Source organism: Variovorax sp. J2L1-78, from assembly GCF_030317205.1.
Classification (GTDB): domain Bacteria; phylum Pseudomonadota; class Gammaproteobacteria; order Burkholderiales; family Burkholderiaceae_C; genus Variovorax; species Variovorax arabinosiphilus.
Map to the genome: position 1 here is coordinate 1,816,466 of NZ_JASZYB010000001.1, position 18,008 is coordinate 1,834,473.

The 18,008-nt window shown below is 66.8% G+C and carries 18 protein-coding genes and 1 tRNA gene; 5 read left to right on the top strand and 14 right to left on the bottom strand.

The features are described from left to right. Nucleotides 1-56: 56 nt before the first annotated feature. The 3 genes from folD to QTH86_RS08625 are packed head-to-tail and all read left to right on the top strand — an operon-like array spanning nucleotide 57 to nucleotide 3,677. Nucleotides 57-908 (top strand): bifunctional methylenetetrahydrofolate dehydrogenase/methenyltetrahydrofolate cyclohydrolase FolD, encoded by an 852-nt coding sequence (gene folD / locus QTH86_RS08615; RefSeq protein ID WP_286645090.1) that lies wholly within the window; start codon nucleotides 57-59, stop codon nucleotides 906-908. A 26-nt stretch (nucleotides 909-934) separates the two neighbouring features. Further along, a complete protein-coding gene (locus tag QTH86_RS08620) occupies nucleotides 935-2,992 on the top strand; it encodes a M3 family metallopeptidase (RefSeq protein WP_444813642.1) in 2,058 nt (685 codons plus the stop codon). A gap of 46 nt (nucleotides 2,993-3,038) precedes the next feature. Then, complete coding sequence (locus tag QTH86_RS08625) at nucleotides 3,039-3,677, top strand: glutaredoxin family protein (RefSeq protein ID WP_286645088.1); 639 nt, start codon at nucleotides 3,039-3,041, stop codon at nucleotides 3,675-3,677. Between the two features lie 22 nt (nucleotides 3,678-3,699). Here QTH86_RS08625 and rpiA read toward each other — a convergent pair whose 3' ends face one another. Continuing rightward, complete coding sequence (rpiA, locus tag QTH86_RS08630) at nucleotides 3,700-4,398, bottom strand: ribose-5-phosphate isomerase RpiA (protein WP_286645087.1); 699 nt, start codon at nucleotides 4,396-4,398, stop codon at nucleotides 3,700-3,702. Between the two features lie 39 nt (nucleotides 4,399-4,437). Between rpiA and QTH86_RS08635 the strand changes: the two genes are divergently transcribed. Continuing rightward, entirely contained in the window at nucleotides 4,438-5,499 is a 1,062-nt protein-coding gene (locus tag QTH86_RS08635; protein WP_286645086.1) for a quinone-dependent dihydroorotate dehydrogenase, read from the top strand. A gap of 18 nt (nucleotides 5,500-5,517) precedes the next feature. On the opposite strand, the gene QTH86_RS08640 is transcribed toward QTH86_RS08635, so the two are convergent. The 13 genes from QTH86_RS08640 to uvrB form a co-directional block, all read right to left on the bottom strand. Further along, on the bottom strand, nucleotides 5,518-6,228 hold the full coding sequence (locus QTH86_RS08640) for a phage holin family protein (protein WP_286645085.1): 711 nt from the start codon (nucleotides 6,226-6,228) through the stop codon (nucleotides 5,518-5,520). A 58-nt stretch (nucleotides 6,229-6,286) separates the two neighbouring features. After that, nucleotides 6,287-6,670, bottom strand: coding sequence for a glycine zipper domain-containing protein (locus QTH86_RS08645; RefSeq protein WP_286645084.1), 384 nt, complete (start codon nucleotides 6,668-6,670; stop codon nucleotides 6,287-6,289). A gap of 15 nt (nucleotides 6,671-6,685) precedes the next feature. Next, nucleotides 6,686-7,786, bottom strand: coding sequence for an NAD(P)/FAD-dependent oxidoreductase (locus QTH86_RS08650; RefSeq protein WP_286645083.1), 1,101 nt, complete (start codon nucleotides 7,784-7,786; stop codon nucleotides 6,686-6,688). Between the two features lie 259 nt (nucleotides 7,787-8,045). Then, a tRNA-Val gene (locus QTH86_RS08655) sits at nucleotides 8,046-8,120 on the bottom strand. A 94-nt stretch (nucleotides 8,121-8,214) separates the two neighbouring features. Continuing rightward, the gene (gene dnaQ, locus QTH86_RS08660) at nucleotides 8,215-8,943 is read right to left on the bottom strand and encodes a DNA polymerase III subunit epsilon (protein WP_286645082.1); all 729 of its coding nucleotides are present in this window, start codon (nucleotides 8,941-8,943) and stop codon (nucleotides 8,215-8,217) included. Then, nucleotides 8,943-9,281 (bottom strand): ISC system 2Fe-2S type ferredoxin, encoded by a 339-nt coding sequence (gene fdx / locus QTH86_RS08665; protein WP_286645081.1) that lies wholly within the window; start codon nucleotides 9,279-9,281, stop codon nucleotides 8,943-8,945. Before fdx ends, dnaQ begins: the two co-directional genes overlap by 1 nt. 12 nt (nucleotides 9,282-9,293) lie before the next feature. Further along, the gene (gene hscA, locus QTH86_RS08670) at nucleotides 9,294-11,150 is read right to left on the bottom strand and encodes a Fe-S protein assembly chaperone HscA (protein ID WP_286645080.1); all 1,857 of its coding nucleotides are present in this window, start codon (nucleotides 11,148-11,150) and stop codon (nucleotides 9,294-9,296) included. A 4-nt stretch (nucleotides 11,151-11,154) separates the two neighbouring features. Then, complete coding sequence (gene hscB, locus QTH86_RS08675) at nucleotides 11,155-11,673, bottom strand: Fe-S protein assembly co-chaperone HscB (RefSeq protein ID WP_286645079.1); 519 nt, start codon at nucleotides 11,671-11,673, stop codon at nucleotides 11,155-11,157. A gap of 60 nt (nucleotides 11,674-11,733) precedes the next feature. Beyond that, entirely contained in the window at nucleotides 11,734-12,057 is a 324-nt protein-coding gene (gene iscA / locus QTH86_RS08680; protein ID WP_203205516.1) for an iron-sulfur cluster assembly protein IscA, read from the bottom strand. Nucleotide 12,058: 1 nt separating this feature from the next. After that, nucleotides 12,059-12,475 (bottom strand): Fe-S cluster assembly scaffold IscU, encoded by a 417-nt coding sequence (iscU, locus tag QTH86_RS08685; protein WP_286645078.1) that lies wholly within the window; start codon nucleotides 12,473-12,475, stop codon nucleotides 12,059-12,061. A gap of 45 nt (nucleotides 12,476-12,520) precedes the next feature. Then, entirely contained in the window at nucleotides 12,521-13,741 is a 1,221-nt protein-coding gene (locus QTH86_RS08690; RefSeq protein ID WP_286645077.1) for an IscS subfamily cysteine desulfurase, read from the bottom strand. A 75-nt stretch (nucleotides 13,742-13,816) separates the two neighbouring features. Then, nucleotides 13,817-14,353 carry a Fe-S cluster assembly transcriptional regulator IscR gene (gene iscR / locus QTH86_RS08695; RefSeq protein WP_286645076.1) on the bottom strand — a complete coding sequence of 179 codons (537 nt, stop codon included), beginning with the start codon at nucleotides 14,351-14,353 and terminating at the stop codon, nucleotides 13,817-13,819. A 200-nt stretch (nucleotides 14,354-14,553) separates the two neighbouring features. Further along, a complete protein-coding gene (gene uvrB / locus QTH86_RS08700; protein WP_286645075.1) occupies nucleotides 14,554-16,665 on the bottom strand; it encodes an excinuclease ABC subunit UvrB in 2,112 nt (703 codons plus the stop codon). 145 nt (nucleotides 16,666-16,810) lie between these two features. Between uvrB and QTH86_RS08705 the strand changes: the two genes are divergently transcribed. After that, nucleotides 16,811-18,007 carry an amino acid aminotransferase gene (locus QTH86_RS08705; protein ID WP_286645074.1) on the top strand — a complete coding sequence of 399 codons (1,197 nt, stop codon included), beginning with the start codon at nucleotides 16,811-16,813 and terminating at the stop codon, nucleotides 18,005-18,007. The last annotated feature ends 1 nt before the right edge of the window (nucleotide 18,008 follow it).

Sequence of the window (18,008 nt, forward strand, 5' to 3'; positions counted from 1 at the left end):
AAAGTCCCCCGACGCCTGCGCAAGCGGGCGTTTCTACTTGGAAAATCGAAAACACGATGACAGCCCAACTGATCGACGGCAACGCCCTCTCCCGCACCCTGCGCGCCGACGTCGCCGCGCGTGCCGCCGCACTCAAGGCGCGCGGTGTGACGCCCGGCCTGGCCGTGGTGCTGGTCGGCGAGAACCCCGCCAGCCAGGTCTACGTGCGCAACAAGGTCAAGGCCTGCGAAGACAACGGCCTGCACTCGCTGCTCGAGAAATACCCGGCCGACCTGAGCGAAGCGGAGCTGCTGGCCCGCGTCGACGCCCTCAACGAGGACCCCGCCATCCACGGCATCCTGGTGCAGCTGCCGCTGCCGCCGCACATCGATGCACAGAAGGTCATCGAGGCGATCTCCCCCGAGAAGGACGTCGACGGCTTCCATGTTGCGAGCGCAGGCGCGCTGATGACCGGCGCGCCCGGCTTCTGGCCCTGCACGCCGTACGGCTGCATGAAGATGCTCGAATCGATCGGCTACGAGCTGCGCGGCAAGCACGCCGTGGTCATCGGCCGCAGCAACATCGTCGGCAAGCCGATGGCGCTGATGCTGCTGGCCCAGAGCGCGACCGTCACCATCTGCCACAGCGCCACGGCCGATCTGGGCGCCATGACGCGGCAAGCCGACGTGATCGTCGCGGCCGTCGGCAAGCGCAACGTGTTGACCGCCGACATGGTCAAGCCCGGCGCGGTGGTCATCGACGTCGGCATGAACCGGAACGACGAAGGCAAGCTCTGCGGCGACGTCGACTTCGACGGCGTGAAGGAAGTCGCCGGGTGGATCACGCCGGTGCCCGGCGGCGTCGGCCCGATGACCATCACCATGCTGCTCGTCAACACGCTCGAAGCCGCCGAACGCATCGCCCACTGACTTGAACTTACGCCCCACGGCGCCAGATGGAAACCATGACCAATCCGCTCCTCGACTTCACCGATCTCCCGCTGTTCGACCAGATCAAGCCGGAGCACGTCGCGCCGGCCGTCGACACCCTGCTGGCCGACGCCGAGGCGGCGCTGCAGACCGTCACCGCACCGGACTTCCCGGCGGACTGGATCGCGATCTCGAAGGTGCTGGACGTGTCCTCCGAGCGCTTCAGCCGGGCCTGGGGCGCGGTTGGCCATCTGAATGCCGTGGCCGACACGCCCGAGCTGCGCGCGGCCTACAACGACGCCATGCCGCGCGTCACCGCCTTCTGGACCCGCCTCGGTTCCGACGAGCGGCTGTATGCCAAGTACAAGGCCATCGACCCCGCCACGCTGAACGCCGAGCAGAAGCAGGCGCACCGCAACGCGATCCGCAACTTCGTGCTGGGCGGCGCCGAGCTGCAGGGCGATGCCAAGGCGCGTTTCGCGGTCATCCAGGAACGCCAGGCCGAGCTGAGCCAGAAGTTCAGCGAGAACGCCCTGGACGCCACCGATGCCTTCGCCTACTACGCCGAAGCGAGTGAGCTCGAAGGCCTGCCGGAAGACGTGATCGGCGCCGCGCGCGCCGGGGCCGAGGCGGATGGCAAGCCCGGCTACAAGCTCACCCTGAAGATGCCCTGCTACCTGCCGGTGATGCAGTTCGCCAAAAGCAGCGCGCTGCGCGAGACGCTCTACCGCGCCTACGCCACCCGCGCCAGCGAGTTCGGCGACCCGGCCTTCGACAACACCGCGCTCATCACCGAGATCCTGGCGCTGCGCCAGGAAGAGGCGAAGCTGCTGGGCTACCGCAACTTCGGTGAACTGTCGGTCGTGCCGAAGATGGCCGATTCCCCCGAGCAGGTCGTGAAGTTCCTGCGCGACCTGGGCACCCGCGCCAAGCCTTTCGGCGAGCGCGACCTGGCCGACCTGCGCGCCTTCGCCACCGAGCAACTCGGCCTCGCCGACCCGCAACCGTGGGACTGGACCTTCGTCGGCGAGAAGCTCAAGGAAGCGCGCTACGCCTTCAGTGAGCAGGACGTGAAGCAGTACTTCCCGGCGCCCAAGGTGATGGCCGGCCTCTTCAAGATCGTGGAGACGCTGTTCGAAGTGACCATCCGCCGCGACTTCGCACCGGTGTGGCACCCGACGGTCGAGTTCTATCGCATCGAACGCGGCGACCAGCGCGTGGGCCAGTTCTACCTCGACCCCTCCGCCCGCGCCGCCAAGCGCGGCGGCGCCTGGATGGACGACGTGCGTGCCCGCTGGCTGCGGCCCGACACCGGCACGCTGCAAACGCCGGTCGCGCAGCTGGTCTGCAACTTCGCCGAGGGCGTCGACGGCAAGCCGCCGCTGCTCACGCACGACGACGTGACCACCCTCTTCCACGAGTTCGGCCACGGCCTGCACCACATGCTCACGCAGATCAACGAGCGCGACGTGTCCGGCATCAGCGGCGTCGAATGGGATGCGGTCGAACTGCCCAGCCAGTTCATGGAGAACTTCTGCTGGGAATGGGACGTGCTGCAGCACATGACCGCGCACGTCGACACCGGGCTGCCGCTGCCGCGCGAGCTGTTCGACAAGATGACGGCGGCCAAGAACTTCCAGAGCGGCCTGCAGACGCTGCGCCAGATCGAGTTCTCGCTGTTCGACATGCTGCTGCACACCGAGTTCGATGCCGCCAAGGCGCAGCCGGGCGGCGTGATGGCGCTGCTGGGGCAGGTGCGCTCGGAAGTGGCAGTGATGCCCTCGCCCGCCTTCAGCCGCACGCCCAACACCTTCAGCCACATCTTCTCGGGCGGCTACGCGGCCGGCTACTACAGCTACAAGTGGGCCGAGGTGCTGAGCGCCGATGCCTATGCGGCCTTCGAGGAGACCGCGCAACCGAACGGTGAGCCGAGCATCGAAACCGGCCGCAAGTACCGCCAGGCCATTCTCGAGGCCGGTGGCAGCCGCACGGCGATGGAGTCGTTCAAGGCCTTCCGCGGCCGCGAGCCGCAACTGGACGCGCTGCTGCGCCACCAGGGCATGGCGGAAGCCCAGCCGGCCTGAGAGATACTCGGGCGAATCGTCGCCCGGCGCGACGCACGGAGCCCCGATGACACGTCCCGTCCGACTTTCTCTTCTGTTGCTCGGCATCGCACTCGCCGCGAGCACCGCCTCGGCGCAGCAGGTCTATCGCCAGGTCGACAAGAACGGCAAGGTGATTTTTTCAGACCAGCCGCCGGCGGCCAATGCCACGCCCGCCGCGTCCCGGGGCACGGTGCCGACGACCGGCGATGGCGGTGCGATCGGCGGGCTGCCGTACGAACTGCAGCAGGTGGCGCAACGCTACCCCGTCACGCTCTACAGCCGCGACGATTGCGCGCCCTGCGACACCGGCCGTGCGCTGCTGAGCACGCGCGGCGTGCCCTTCAACGAGCGGCAGGTGAAGACGCCGGCAGACGCCGAAGCGCTGCAGCGGCTGAGCGGGGAAAGTTCTCTGCCGGTCCTCACCATCGGGGCACAGCAGCTCAAGGGCTTCTCGGACAGCACCTGGTCGCAGTATCTCGACGCGGCGGGTTATCCCAAGAGCATTCGGCTCCCAGCGGGCTACCGCAACCCGCCGGCGCAGCCAATGGTCGCGCAACAGGCCGCCCCCACGGCGCCTGCGGCCACCGCGACGACGAGCCCGACACCGGCGATCCCGCCGCCGGCGCCGCGCTCGCCGAGCAACCCGGCCGGCATCCAGTTCTGACGGCCGGCGTTCCTGCGCGCGCTCAGGCGTAGCGCAGCGTCTGCACGCCGTCGGGCGTCCCGAGCAGGCAGACCGTCGCACGCTGGTGCGCGAACACGCCGACGGTCACCACGCCCGGCCACTGGTTGACCTCCGACTCGAAGCCCAGCGGGTCGACGATGCGCAGGCCGCTCACGTCGACGATGTGCTGCCCGTTGTCGGTGACCAGCGGCAGCCCTTCTTTCTCGCGCACCTGGGCGATACCGCCCATCCGCTCGAACTGCCGCATGATGCGGCGCGCGGCCATGGGAACGACCTCGACCGGCAAGGGGAAGGCCCCGAGCACGTCGACCCGCTTGGACGCATCGGCGATGCACACGAAGGACCGTGACTGCGCAGCGACGATCTTCTCGCGCGTGAGTGCGGCACCGCCGCCCTTGATCATGAAGCCGTGCCCGTCGATCTCGTCCGCTCCGTCGATGTAGACGGCCAGTTCGTCGACCGCATTGCTGTCGAAGACCTCGATACCGAGCGCCTGCAGACGCTCGGTGGACGCCACCGAGCTCGACACCGCACCGCGGATTCGGTCCTTCATGGTGGCCAGCGCCTCGATGAACTTGTTGACGGTGGAGCCGGTGCCCACGCCGACGATCTCGCCCTCCACCACGTAGGCCAGCGCGGCGCGCCCGACCTGGGCCTTGAGTTCGTCCTGGGTGAGCGGAGCGGGGGAGGAAGCGGTCATCGGGGAGAATCCTGGGGCTTAGAAGCCGAGAATTATCCGATGTCCCTTTCGTCCCTCTACGGGCTTGCCCGCCCTTTCCTTTTCGGCCTCGATGCCGAGCACGCGCACGAGGTGACGCTCGGCCTGCTGGCGCGTACCCAGAACACACCGCTGGCCTGCGCCTACGCCAGCGCGCGCGTCGACGACCCGGTCACGCTCGCCGGCCTGCGCTTCCCCAATCGCGTCGGCCTGGCCGCCGGGCTGGACAAGAACGCCCGTTGCATCGACGCCTTCGCCGCCATGGGCTTCGGCTTCGTGGAGGTCGGCACCGTCACGCCGAAGCCGCAGCCCGGCAATGCCCGGCCACGCATCTTCCGACTGCCGGCGCGCCAGGCGCTCATCAACCGGCTGGGCTTCAACAACGACGGGCTCGACGCCTTCGTCGCCAACGTGCAGCGCGCCCGTTTCCGGACGGGCCAGGGCAACCGCGCGCCGATGCTGCTGGGCCTGAACATCGGCAAGAACGCCAGCACGCCGATCGAGCGCGCGATCGACGACTACCTGCTGTGCCTGGACGGTGTGTACCCGCACGCCGACTACGTGGTGGTGAATGTCTCGAGCCCGAACACGGCCAACCTGCGCTCGCTGCAGAGCGACGAGGCGCTCGATGCGCTGCTGGCGACGATCGTCGAACGCCGGGAGGTGCTGGCCGCGCAGCACGGCCGACGCGTGCCGCTGTTCCTGAAGATCGCGCCCGACCTCGACGAGGCCCAGGTCCAGGTCATCGCAGCCACCCTGCAGCGGCACGGCATGGACGGCGTGATCGCGTCCAACACCACACTCTCGCGCCAGGCCGTGGCGGGGCTGCCGCACGCGGAGGAAATGGGCGGCCTGTCGGGCGTGCCGGTGCGGGAGGCCAGCAACCGGGTCATCGCGCAGTTTCGGGCCGCCCTGGGGCCCGGCTTTCCGATCATCGGGGTCGGCGGGATCATGAGCGGCGAGGACGCCAAGGCCAAGCTCGCCGCCGGTGCAGACGTGGTGCAGATGTACACCGGCATCATCTACCGCGGCCCGTCGCTGGTCCGCGAAGTCGCCGAGGCGCTGCGCCAGCGGAGCGCCTGAGCGCCCCGCCGTCGACGCTCAGCGCATGCGCCAGAGCACCGGCGCGACGAAGGCGGCCCAGCGCAGCAGGCGGCGCGGCTTGACGACGGCGACCAGCACGGCGGCCGCTGCGGCCGTGACCACGGGATGTTCGCGCGCCAGACGGAGCGCGGCCTCGCTCGGGGTTTCGTTCGCAGGGGGCGGCACGGTCTCACGCGCGGCTTCGTCGTCGCTGGCCGCCTGCAACACCGCCATGCGCTGGCGCTGACGCGCGATGCGCGCCAACAGCTGCTCCTGCGTCTCAGGGCGCGCCGGGCGCGGCGTACCGGGCGGCTGACCTTCGTTGCCGATCCCGAGGCGGTCCTGCACCCAGGCCCAGTCACGCGCCAGTTCGAGCTTCGCCGGTTCGATGGCCGCATTTGCCTGGCGCAGATTCGACAGCAACGCGATGACCGCGCCGAGCCAGAGCAGCACCCAGACCAGCGCGACACACCACGCGGCCGTGGCGCGGTACGGGCTGTCCCAGAAGTGCACGACGATGGCGACCGACAAAAGCGCCACGGTGACCGTGGTCAATGCGAGCACGGCGACCGTGAGGACGATCACGGATTGCAGCCGCTGCTTCTCGGCGTCCCATGCCATGCGGATCAGCTGCGCGCGGTCTTCCGCCGCCATCGCTCCCTCGCCAGCGGCGATCTTCAAGCGGCGTATGCGCGCCTCCAGTCCCAGCAAGGACAAAATCTTCTTCATCCGATCCTCCCGATCGTGCGCGTCGTGGCCGGCGCGTCAGTTCGTCAGCAGGACGCGCTCAGCGGCGACCCAGCAAGAGACCGATCAGCACGCCCGCTGCCAGCGCGCCGGCAGCGATCTGCCAGGGCTCGTCGTGCGCGTACGCATTCGCGGTGCTGGCGGCGTCCTTGGCCTTCTTGGCGGCGATCTTGCTCTTTTCCGCGGCCAGCTCGCGCGCAATGGCGAGCTTGGCTTCGACGCGCTGGCGCAGGGCCTTGATCTGGGGATTGGACTCGAGATCCTTGCCGCCGAGCACCCCCTTCACGTCGCTGGCGATGTCTTCGACCACCGCGTTGGCGGCGGCTTCGAGGTTGTTGGATGCACTCATGGGTAAACGTTCCTCCGTGATGGGTACCGGCACCGCGCCGGCGGCCTGACGCCGGCGCGCGGCGTGCAGTTCCATGTTACAGGCTGATGATCATCGCGCGAGCAAATCCGCCACATGTCGTCCGATGGCCAGACTGCTCGTCAGCCCTGGAGATTCGATGCCGAACAGGTTCACCAGCCCCGGTACGCCATGCGTCTGCGGCCCGGCGATCACGAAGTCGCGGGCCGGCTCGTGGGGGCCGGAGATCTTCGGACGAATACCGGCGTAACCGGGGATCAGCGCGCCGTCCGGCAACGCCGGCCAGTAGCGCCGGACTTCGGCGTAGAACCCATCGCCACGACGCGGGTCGACCACCAGATCGTCAGGCGAGTCGACCCATTGCACGTCCGGACCGAACTTGGCCTGCCCCCCGAGATCGAGTGTGAGATGCACCCCCAGGCCGGCGGCCTCGGGCACCGGATAGATAAGCCGCTGAAACGGCGCCCGGCCGGCCAGGGTGAAGTAGTTGCCTTTGGCGAAATACGCTGTCGGCACCGACGACTGCGGCAGTCCCTCGAAACGCCTTGCCAGCAGCGGCGCGGCCAGTCCAGCCGCATTGACGACGGTGGCGCAGCGCAGTGTCGTGCCGTCCTCGCCCGTCAGTTCGATCCCGTTGGCGGTGCAGACCGCACGAGCCACCGGCGACTTCAGCGCGAGCATCCCGCCCGCGTTCTCCAGGTCGCCCTGCAGGCTCAGCATGAGCGCATGGCTGTCCACGATGCCGGTACTCGGTGAGTGAAGGGCGGCCAGGCACGCCAGCTGCGGCTCGAGGGACCGGGCTTGGTCGCCCGTGACCAGCACCAAGTCGTCGACGCCATTGGCGCGCGCCTTGGCCAGAATCGCGTCCAACTGGGCGACCTGCGCCTCGGTCGTCGCCACGATCAACTTGCCGCAACGGCGATGCGGCAAGCCACGCTCCTGCGCATAGGCGTACAGCGCCTCCTTGCCCTCGACACACAACCGGGCCTTCAGCGATCCCGCCGCATAGTAGATACCCGCGTGAATCACCTCGCTGTTGCGAGAACTGGTGCCGGTGCCGATGGCGCCCTCTGACTCGAGCACCAAGACCTCCCGACCCTGAAGCGCGAGGGCGCGTGCAACAGCCAGACCAACGACACCCGCGCCGATGACAACGCAATCGAATTCATCCATGCCGCAAGCTTAGCGGCAATGGTTTTAGACTTTAGGAAGATGCCCCCTCGTCGGGCTCGACCGGCAGATCGGCCGGCTCGGGAGGATCCGGCAGATCCGGGGTGATGGGAGGAGGCAGATCGGGACTGGTGGCCATGACACACTCCTTTCGACGCTGTTCTACGCGCATCGAACGCAACAAGCGCCAGTGAACAGCCGCAATCGGCGTCGGTGCGAGCCGACAGCATGCGCTGGCTGCAATAAATCCGGTAGGAGAAATTGGTGGGCGGTGGAGGTTTCGAACCTCCGACCCCAGCAGTGTGAATGCTGTGCTCTACCCCTGAGCTAACCGCCCGGCCGGCATGAACATGCCGATCGTTGTTTCTGCGATGCCTGCTCCGCTTCGCGGGAGACTTCGAGAATTTCGCAGCGAAGTGCGAAGCCTCAGATTATGCCACAGCGTTTTGGCCCTGCACGTCGATTTGGCGAAAGAGCGTCTGGCCTTTGCTCGACTTGTCGAGTTGCCCCAGCAGGTCGCTGTGGGCCGCGAGTTCATGCTCCGTCGCCATCAGCACCGGCAACACGAAGCTGCGCAGGTCGACCGCCTCCACGGCGCCGATGGTCGGCTCGTTGGTGGAGACATCGATCAGCAGCGCGTCCTGGCCGCGGGTCAGGTTGATGTAGACGTCGGCAAGCAGCTGCGCGTCGAGCTTGGCGCCGTGGAAGGTACGGTTGGAGCGGTCCACGCCGAAACGGTCGCACAGCGCATCGAGCGAGTTGCGCTTGCCGGGGTACACCGCCTTCGCCATGGCCAGCGTGTCGGTGACTTCGGCGACGAACTCGCGCAGCGGCGGCAGGCCCGCCAGCTCGAGTTCCTTGTTCAGGAAACCGACGTCGAACGCTGCGTTGTGGATGATCAGTTCGGCACCGCGCAGGTACTCCACCACATCGTTCGCGAGCGCCGCGAACTTCGGTTTGTCGCGCAGGAAATCGGTGGTCAGCCCGTGCACCTTCAGCGCGTCCTCATGGCTTTCGCGCTCGGGGTTGAAGTAGAAGTGCAGGTCGTTGCCGGTCAGCTTGCGGTTGAACAGTTCCACGCAGCCCAGTTCGATGACGCGGTCGCCGTTCTCGGCGGACAGGCCGGTGGTTTCCGTGTCAAGAACGATCAATCGCGACATCAGTGGTTCTCCTTGGCGTGGTTGATCGAGTACTTGGGGATCTCGATCGTCACATCGTCCTGCGCGAGGATGGCCTGGCAACTCAGGCGCGACTGCGGCTCCAGACCCCAGGCGCGGTCCAGCAGGTCGTCCTCGACGTCGTCCGAGGGGTTGAGCGAATTGAAGCCCTGGCGCACCACCACATGGCAGGTCGTGCAGGCGGCGCTCATCTCGCAGGCGTGTTCGATGTTGATGTGGTTGTCCAGCAGCGCCTCGCAGATGGAGGTGCCGGCCGGTGCTTTCACCTCGGCACCTTGCGGACAGTATTCCGGGTGAGGAAGGATCTTGATCGTGGGCATCGGGGGGGTGTTCTACAAGGATTCGACGGTGCGGCCCGACAAGGCCCGCGCAATGCCGTGGTTCATGCGCTGCGCGGCGAAGGCCTCGGTGCCGTCGGCCAGCGCCTTGGTGGCCGCTTCGACCACGGCCGCGTCGGTGGCTGGCAACGCGCTTCGCAGCCCGGCCATCAGCGCATCGATGGCGGCACGTTCGTCACCCGACAGCAGGTCGCCGTCGGCATCGAGCGCGCTCTGCGTGGCGATCAGCATGCGCTCTGCATCGACGCGCGCCTCGACCAGCGCACGCGCCTGCATGTCCTGCTGGGCGGTCGAAAAGCTCTCCTGCAGCATGGTCGCGATCTGGTCGTCCGACAGGCCGTACGACGGCTTCACGGTGACGCTCGCCTCCACGCCGCTGCCTTGCTCCTTCGCGCTGACGCTGAGCAAGCCGTCGGCATCGACGGTAAAGGTCACGCGGATGCGCGCCGCGCCGGCCGCCATCGGCGGGATGCCGCGCAGCGTGAAGCGCGCGAGGCTGCGGCAGTCGGCCACCAGGTCACGCTCGCCCTGCACCACGTGCAGCGCCAGCGCGGTCTGACCGTCCTGGTAGGTGGTGAAGTCCTGCGCCATCGCCGTCGGGATGGTCTGGTTGCGCGGCACGATGCGCTCGACCAGCCCACCCATCGTCTCGATGCCGAGCGACAGCGGAATCACGTCGAGCAGCAGCAGATCGCCGGCGCCGTTGTTGCCGGCCAACTGGTTGGCCTGGATGGCCGCACCGAGCGCGACCACCTCGTCCGGGTTCAGGTTGGTCAGCGGCGCGCGGCCGAAGAACGCGGCCACCGCCTCGCGGATCTGCGGCATGCGCGTGGAGCCGCCGACCAGCACGATGCCCTGCAGGTCGTCGGGCTTGAGCTTGGCGTCACGCAGCGCCTTGCGCACCGCGGCGATGGTGCGGGTCGTCAGTGGCTGCGTCGCCGCATCGAACTGCGCACGCGTCACGTCGACGCGCAACTCGTCGCCACCGAGCATGGCGACGAAAGGCGCCGCATCCGCTTCGGTCAGCGCTTCCTTGACCGCACGCGCGGCGACCAGCAGGGCTGCGCGGTCGCTGTCATTGCCGGCCTGGCGACCGGCCTGCGCCAGCACAGCGTCGGCCAGTGCGTGGTCGTAATCGTCGCCGCCCAGGGCCGAGTCGCCACCGGTCGCGATGACCTCGAAGACGCCCTGCGTGAGCCGCAGGATCGAGATGTCGAAGGTGCCGCCGCCCAGGTCGTACACGGCGTAGACGCCTTCGCTGGCGTTGTCGAGGCCATAGGCAATCGCCGCGGCCGTCGGTTCGCTGATGAGGCGCAGCACGTTCAGCCCTGCCAGTTGCGCCGCGTCCTTGGTGGCCTGGCGCTGGCCTTCGTCGAAGTACGCCGGCACGGTGATGACGGCGCCGTGGAGCTCGTCGTCGAAGGTGTCTTCGGCGCGGTAGCGCAGCGTGGCCAGGATCTCGGCGCTGATCTCGACCGGCGACTTGATGCCGGCCACGGTGCGCACCTTCACCATGCCGCCCTCGTCGACCAGGCCGTAGGACATGGCATCGCGGTGCGCGATGTCGGCCAGCCCGCGGCCCATGAGGCGCTTGACCGAGGTGATGGTGTTGGCCGGGTCTTGCGCGCGCGCAGCCACCGCGTCGAAGCCGATCTGGCGGCGGTCGCCGTCGAGGTAGCGCACGGCCGACGGCAGGATCACGCGGCCCTGGCCGTCCGGCAGGCACTCGGCCACGCCGTTGCGCACGGCCGCGACCAGGGAATGGGTGGTGCCCAGGTCGATGCCCACCGCGATGCGGCGCTGGTGCGGATCGGGCGCCTGGCCCGGTTCGGAAATCTGGAGAAGTGCCATGCCGCTATTGTCCCAAGGCGTCGGCTTTCGCCTCGACGTCCTGCGCAAAGCGCTCGATGAACATGAGGGCTCTCACCTGCTGCGACGCCGCAGGGAAGTCGCCCTTCTCGTCGATCAGCCAGTCGAGCGACGACAGCGCACGGGCACGGGCGGCATCGACTTCGGCCTGCAGGGCGTCGACCGCCGCAATGGCGGACGCATCGTCCAGCGACTCCCGCCATTCCATCTGCTGCATCAGGAACTCCCCGGGCATGGCGGTGTTGTTCTCCGCCTCGATCGGTGCACCCTTCAGCTCGCACAGGTAGCTCGCGCGGCGCACCGGGTCCTTGAGCCGCTGGTACGCCTCGTTGATGCGCACCGACCACTGCATGGCAACGCGCTGCGCCGCCGTGCCCTGCGACGCGAAGCGGTCCGGGTGCACCTCGCGCTGCAGTTCCTTCCAGCGCGCGTCGAGCGCGACGCGGTCCTGCGCAAACGTGGCCGGCACGCCGAACAGTTCGAAATCGGTGTCTTGGAGATTCATGGCAATAAAAAACCGCCAGCACATGACATGGTGGCGGCAGTGGCGCGGGTCAGCGCGCGATCAGATCCTGAAGCTCTCACCGCAACCGCAACGGTCGCGCTCGTTCGGGTTGTTGAACTTGAAGCCCTCGTTGAGGCCTTCTCGCACGAAGTCGAGCTGCGTGCCGTCGATGTAGGCCAGGCTCTTCGGGTCGACCAGCACCTTCACGCCCTGATCCTCGAAGACCACGTCCTCGGGCGTCAGTTCGTCGACGTACTCCAGCTTGTAGGCCAGGCCCGAGCAGCCGGTGGTCTTGACGCCCAGCCGCACGCCCACGCCCTTGCCCCGCTTCCCGAGGTAACGGTTGACGTGGCGCGCAGCCGCTTCGGTGAGCGTCACAGCCATGTCAGTGGACCGCCGTTTCAGCCGATGCCACGGCCGCGCCGTGCTTCTGCTTGTAGTCGTTGACCGCCGCCTTGATGGCGTCTTCGGCCAGGATCGAGCAATGGATCTTGACCGGCGGCAGCGCCAGCTCTTCGGCGATCTGCGCGTTCTTCAGGGCGGCCGCTTCGTCCAGCGTCTTGCCCTTGACCCATTCGGTCACGAGCGACGATGACGCGATGGCCGAGCCGCAGCCGTAGGTCTTGAAGCGTGCGTCTTCGATCACGCCGGTTTCCGGGTTGACCTTGATCTGCAGCTTCATGACGTCGCCGCAGGCGGGCGCGCCCACCATGCCGGTGCCGACCGAGTCGTCGCCCTTTTCGAAGGAGCCGACGTTGCGGGGGTTTTCGTAGTGGTCGATGACCTTGGGTGAATATGCCATGGTGTTTACCTCTTCAATCGTGTCGGTTGCGCGTTCGGGCGGGGCTCAGTGGGCCGACCACTGGATCGTGCTGATGTCGATGCCATCCTTGAACATCTCCCACAAGGGGCTCAGTTCACGCAGCTTGGCGACGTTGTGCTTGATGGTGGAGATCGCGTAGTCGATCTCTTCCTCGGTCGTGAAGCGGCCGATGGTCATGCGCAGGCTGCTGTGGGCCAGTTCGTCGCTGCGGCCCAGGGCACGCAGCACATAGCTGGGCTCCAGGCTGGCCGACGTGCAGGCCGAGCCGCTGGACACCGCCAGACCCTTGATGCCCATGATCAGCGACTCGCCTTCAACGTAGTTGAAGCTCATGTTCAGGTTGTGCGGCACGCGGCGTTCGAGGTCGCCGTTGATGAACACCTGCTCCACATCCTTCAGACCGTTGAGCAGACGCTGCTGCAGGCGGCGCGCATGCGCGATGTCGTCCTTCATCTCGAGCTTGGCGATGCGGAACGCCTCACCCATGCCGACGATCTGGTGCGTGGGCAAGGTACCCGAGCGCATGCCGCGCTCATGACCGCCACCGTGCATCTGGGCTTCGAGTCGCACGCGCGGCTTGCGGCGCACGTACAGCGCGCCGATGCCCTTGGGTCCGTAGGTCTTGTGCGAGGCAAGGCTCATCAGGTCGATGGGCAGCGCCGTGATGTCGATCTCGACCTTGCCGGTGGCTTGGGCTGAATCGACATGGAAGATCACGCCCTTTTCGCGGCAGACATTGCCCAGCGCGACCACGTCTTGAATGACGCCGATCTCGTTGTTCACGAACAGCACACTGGCCAGGATGGTGTCGGGGCGAATCGCGGCCTTGAACTTTTCCAGATCGACGAGGCCGTTTTCCTCGACATCGAGGTAGGTCACTTCGAAGCCCTGGCGCTCGAGTTCGCGCATGGTGTCGAGCACGGCCTTGTGCTCGGTCTTCAGGGTGATCAGATGCTTGCCCTTGCCCTTGTAGAACTGCGCCGCGCCCTTGAGCGCGAGGTTGATCGACTCGGTGGCACCCGACGTCCATACGATTTCGCGCGGGTCGGCATTGATCAGCTCGGCCACCTGGCCGCGCGCCTTCTCAACGGCTTCCTCGGCCTCCCAGCCCCACGCATGGCTGCGCGACGCCGGGTTGCCGAAGTGCTCGCGCAACCACGGGATCATGGCGTCGACGACGCGGGGATCGACCGGCGTGGTCGCACCGTAATCAAGGTAGATGGGGAAATGCGGGGTGACGTCCATGGCTCACTCAGACTCGTGGGGTTTTGTGGTTTTCGGTCGGATGTTCAGCGCGCGGCGCCGCAGCGCCGCCCTCGATCACGACTTGGCGAAGGCGTTGCCCAGTGCAAACACCGAATTCGGCGCATTCACGCGGATCGGCTTGACCACCGGCTGGGCCGAAATGGCGCGCTTGACGGCCGGCTTGTTCTCGATCTGCACGCCCTTGGCGATCTGGTCGTCGACCAGCTTCTGCAGCGTCACGGAATCGAGAAACTCGACCATGCGCTGGTTCAGCGACGCCCACAACTCGTGCGTCATGCAGCGACCGGCTTCGCCGAGGCAGTTTTCCTTGCCGCCGCAGTGCGTGGCATCGATGGGTTCGTCCACCGACACGATGATGTCGGCGACCGTGATCTCGGCTGCCTTGCGACCGAGGCTGTAACCGCCGCCGGGCCCACGCGTCGACTCCACCAACTCATGGCGCCGCAGCTTGCCGAACAGCTGTTCGAGGTACGACAGCGAGATCTGCTGCCGCTGGCTGATCGCCGCCAGCGTGACCGGACCGGTGTTCTGGCGAAGCGCCAGGTCGATCATGGCGGTCACGGCAAAACGACCTTTGGTAGTGAGACGCATCGCAAGCTCCTTGTGCTTCGTTACATAGACACTGCAGCAGGATGGCTCCAGTGGCGTGGTCTCCGCCCTGCCCGGCTCGCGACCACAGAGGTCAGAGCCGGCCCTTCATCGCGAAGTTTCTTTGTTGTTGACTGTTTCGCTCAAGTATAACAGAAAGCCCCTCGGCGCGCTCGGGTAAACCCGCGCCGGCGCCCGAGGCCTCAGAGCGCGGGGATGTTGTCGCCGCCGGCGGCGCCGAAGGCCTGTTCCCGCAGGTGCGCCAGCTGGTCGCGCACCCGGGCCGCCTTCTCGAATTCCAGGTTGCGGGCGTGTTCCAGCATCTGCTTCTCGAGCCGCTTGATCTCGCGCGCGATGTCCTTCTCGCTCATGTCCTCGACCTTGGCGCGCTCCAGCTCGAGCTTGGCCATTTCCTTGCCGGTCTTTTCGCTGTAGACGCCGTCGATCAGGTCGCGCACCTTCTTCACAATGCTGCGCGGCGTGATGCCGTGGGCCTCGTTGTGGGCGATCTGCTTGGTACGTCGCCGCTCGGTCTCGCCGATCGCCTTCTTCATCGACTCGGTCATCCGGTCGGCGTAGAGGATCGCCTTGCCGTTCATGTTCCGCGCCGCCCGGCCGATGGTCTGGATCAGGCTGCGCTCGGCGCGCAGGAAACCCTCCTTGTCGGCGTCGAGGATGGCCACCAGTGACACCTCGGGAATGTCCAGGCCTTCCCGCAGCAGGTTGATGCCCACCAGCACGTCGAAGGTGCCCAGGCGCAGGTCGCGCAGGATCTCGACCCGCTCCACCGTGTCGACGTCGCTGTGCAGGTAGCGCACCTTGACGCCGTTGTCGCCCAGGTAGTCGGTCAACTGCTCGGCCATGCGCTTGGTGAGCGTGGTGATGAGCACGCGTTCGTTCTTGTCGACCCGCAGGCGGATCTCGCCCAGCACATCGTCGACCTGGTGGGTGGCCGGCCGCACCTCGACGATCGGGTCGATCAGTCCGGTCGGCCGCACCAGCTGTTCGACGACGTTGCCGGCGTGCTCGATCTCGTACTGCGCCGGCGTGGCCGACACGAAGATGCACTGGCGCATGCGCCGCTCGAACTCTTCGAACTTGAGCGGCCGGTTGTCCATCGCCGACGGCAGCCGGAAGCCATATTCGACCAGCGTGGTCTTTCGCGCCCGGTCGCCGCTGTACATGGCGTTGAGCTGGCCGATCATCTGATGGCTCTCGTCGAGGAACATCAGCGCGTCCTTCGGCAGGTAGTCGGTCAGCGTGGCGGGCGGATCGCCCGGCGCGGCGCCGGAGAGATGCCGCGAGTAGTTCTCGATGCCCTTGCAGTGGCCGATCTCGGCCAGCATTTCCAGGTCGAAGCGGGTGCGCTGCTCCAGCCGCTGCGCCTCCACCAGCTTGCCCTGGCCCACGAATTCCTTCACCCGGTCGACCAGTTCCAGCTTGATGGTCTCGACCGCGGTCATGACCTTGTCGCGCGGCGTGACGTAGTGGCTCGACGGATAGATCGTGAATCGCGGGATCTTCTGCCGGATGCGGCCGGTGAGCGGGTCGAACAGCTGCAGCGTCTCGATCTCGTCGTCGAACAGCTCGATGCGGATGGCCAGTTCGCTGTGCTCGGCCGGAAACACGTCGATGGTGTCGCCCCGCACGCGAAAGGTGCCGCGCGAGAAATCCTGCTCGTTGCGCGTGTACTGCATGCGGATCAACCGCCCGATCACGTCGCGCTGACCGATCTTGTCGCCAACCCGCATGATGAAGCGCATCTGCGTGTAGTCCTCGGGCGTGCCGATGCCGTAGATGGCGCTCACCGTGGCGACGATCACCGTGTCGCGCCGCTCCAGCACGCTCTTGGTGGCCGACAGACGCATCTGCTCGATGTGCTCGTTGATCGAACTGTCCTTCTCGATGAACAGATCGCGCTGCGGCACGTAGGCCTCGGGCTGGTAGTAGTCGTAGTAGCTGACGAAGTACTCGACCGCGTTCTTCGGGAAGAACTCGCGAAACTCGCTGTAGAGCTGGGCCGCCAGCGTCTTGTTGGGGGCGAACACGATCGCCGGCCGCCCCAGCCGGGCGATGACGTTCGCCATCGTGAAGGTCTTGCCGGAGCCGGTCACGCCCAGCAGGGTCTGGAACACTTCCCCGTTCTCGACGCCCTCCACCAGGGCCTCGATGGCCGTCGGTTGGTCGCCGGCCGGCGGATACGGTTGGAACAGCTCGAACGGCGAGCCCGGAAAGGTGAGAAAGGTGCCCTCCTTGGCAGGCCCGGCGGGGTCTGAAAGGGTGGCTTCGGGAATGACTTCAGACGTATCAGGCATGGGCGGTCCGTACCAGTTGGCGGGCGGTCGGTAAAATTCAAGGCAACCTGAAAGCGTAATACAGCTTCGGGCCCCCTGCCAGAAACCCGGCGGCGGACGTCCCGCCCCGGCCATCGGCACTCCGATTCATCCTGAGGACTTCTTCATGTCTATGTTCACCGCCGTCGAGATGGCGCCGCGCGACCCGATTCTTGGTCTCAACGAGCAATACGCCGCCGACAGCAACCCCAACAAGGTCAACCTCGGCGTCGGCGTGTACTACGACGACAACGGCAAGCTGCCGCTGCTGGCGTGCGTGAAGGCGGCCGAAGAAGACATGATGAAGACGCCGACGGCCCGCGGCTACCTGCCGATCGACGGCATCGTCGCCTACGACAACGCCGTCAAGGGCCTGGTCTTCGGCGCCGACAGCGAGCCGGTCCGATCGGGCCGCGTGGCCACGATCCAGGCCATCGGCGGCACCGGTGGCCTGAAGGTCGGCGCCGACTTCCTGAAGAAGCTCAGCCCGAACGCCAAGGTGCTGATCAGCGACCCCAGCTGGGAAAACCACCGCGCGCTGTTCACCAACGCCGGCTTCGTGGTCGACAGCTACCCCTACTACGACGCCGCCAAGCGCGGCGTGAACTTCGACGGCATGCTGGCCGCGCTGAACGCCGCACCGGCCGGCACCATCGTCGTGCTGCACGCCTGCTGCCACAACCCGACCGGCTACGACATTACGGCCGCGCAGTGGGACCAGGTCATCGCCGCCGTCAAGGCCAAGAACCTGACCCCCTTCCTCGACATGGCCTACCAGGGCTTCGGCCACGGCATCGCCGAAGACGGCGCGGTCGTCGGCAAGTTCGTCGACGCCGGCCTGAGCTTCTTCGTCTCGACCTCGTTCTCCAAGAGCTTCAGCCTGTACGGCGAACGCGTCGGCGCCCTGTCGGTGCTGTGCGAAAGCAAGGAAGAAGCCGCCCGCGTGCTGTCGCAGCTCAAGATCGCGATCCGCACCAACTACAGCAACCCGCCGATCCACGGCGGCGCCGTGGTGGCCGCCGTGCTGAACGACCCGGCCCGCCGCGCCGTTTGGGAAAAGGAACTGGCCGAGATGCGCGTGCGCATCAAGGCGATGCGCCAGAAGCTGGTCGACGGTCTGCAGGCGGCCGGCGTGAAGCAGGACATGAGCTTCATCACCACGCAGATCGGCATGTTCAGCTACTCGGGCCTCACCAAGGACCAGATGGTGCGCCTGCGCAACGAGTTCGGCGTATACGGCACCGATACCGGCCGGATGTGCGTCGCCGCGCTCAACAGCAAGAACATCGATTACGTCTGCCAGAGCATCGCAAAAGTCATTTGAG

What these genes read in the sequence shown, in the direction of transcription:
- QTH86_RS08705 (WP_286645074.1), top strand. Translation starts at nt 16,811, where the DNA reads ATGTCTATGTTCACCGCCGTCGAGATGGCGCCGCGCGACCCGATTCTT.
- dnaQ (WP_286645082.1), bottom strand. Translation starts at nt 8,943, where the DNA reads ATGTCGCGATTGATCGTTCTTGACACGGAAACCACCGGCCTGTCCGCC.
- QTH86_RS08625 (WP_286645088.1), top strand. Translation starts at nt 3,039, where the DNA reads ATGACACGTCCCGTCCGACTTTCTCTTCTGTTGCTCGGCATCGCACTC.
- hscA (WP_286645080.1), bottom strand. Translation starts at nt 11,150, where the DNA reads ATGGCACTTCTCCAGATTTCCGAACCGGGCCAGGCGCCCGATCCGCAC.
- hscB (WP_286645079.1), bottom strand. Translation starts at nt 11,673, where the DNA reads ATGAATCTCCAAGACACCGATTTCGAACTGTTCGGCGTGCCGGCCACG.
- QTH86_RS08635 (WP_286645086.1), top strand. Translation starts at nt 4,438, where the DNA reads ATGTCCCTTTCGTCCCTCTACGGGCTTGCCCGCCCTTTCCTTTTCGGC.
- iscR (WP_286645076.1), bottom strand. Translation starts at nt 14,353, where the DNA reads ATGCGTCTCACTACCAAAGGTCGTTTTGCCGTGACCGCCATGATCGAC.
- iscA (WP_203205516.1), bottom strand. Translation starts at nt 12,057, where the DNA reads ATGGCTGTGACGCTCACCGAAGCGGCTGCGCGCCACGTCAACCGTTAC.
- rpiA (WP_286645087.1), bottom strand. Translation starts at nt 4,398, where the DNA reads ATGACCGCTTCCTCCCCCGCTCCGCTCACCCAGGACGAACTCAAGGCC.
- QTH86_RS08690 (WP_286645077.1), bottom strand. Translation starts at nt 13,741, where the DNA reads ATGGACGTCACCCCGCATTTCCCCATCTACCTTGATTACGGTGCGACC.
- QTH86_RS08640 (WP_286645085.1), bottom strand. Translation starts at nt 6,228, where the DNA reads ATGAAGAAGATTTTGTCCTTGCTGGGACTGGAGGCGCGCATACGCCGC.
- uvrB (WP_286645075.1), bottom strand. Translation starts at nt 16,665, where the DNA reads ATGCCTGATACGTCTGAAGTCATTCCCGAAGCCACCCTTTCAGACCCC.
- fdx (WP_286645081.1), bottom strand. Translation starts at nt 9,281, where the DNA reads ATGCCCACGATCAAGATCCTTCCTCACCCGGAATACTGTCCGCAAGGT.
- QTH86_RS08620 (WP_444813642.1), top strand. Translation starts at nt 935, where the DNA reads ATGGAAACCATGACCAATCCGCTCCTCGACTTCACCGATCTCCCGCTG.
- folD (WP_286645090.1), top strand. Translation starts at nt 57, where the DNA reads ATGACAGCCCAACTGATCGACGGCAACGCCCTCTCCCGCACCCTGCGC.
- QTH86_RS08645 (WP_286645084.1), bottom strand. Translation starts at nt 6,670, where the DNA reads ATGGAACTGCACGCCGCGCGCCGGCGTCAGGCCGCCGGCGCGGTGCCG.
- QTH86_RS08650 (WP_286645083.1), bottom strand. Translation starts at nt 7,786, where the DNA reads ATGGATGAATTCGATTGCGTTGTCATCGGCGCGGGTGTCGTTGGTCTG.
- iscU (WP_286645078.1), bottom strand. Translation starts at nt 12,475, where the DNA reads ATGGCATATTCACCCAAGGTCATCGACCACTACGAAAACCCCCGCAAC.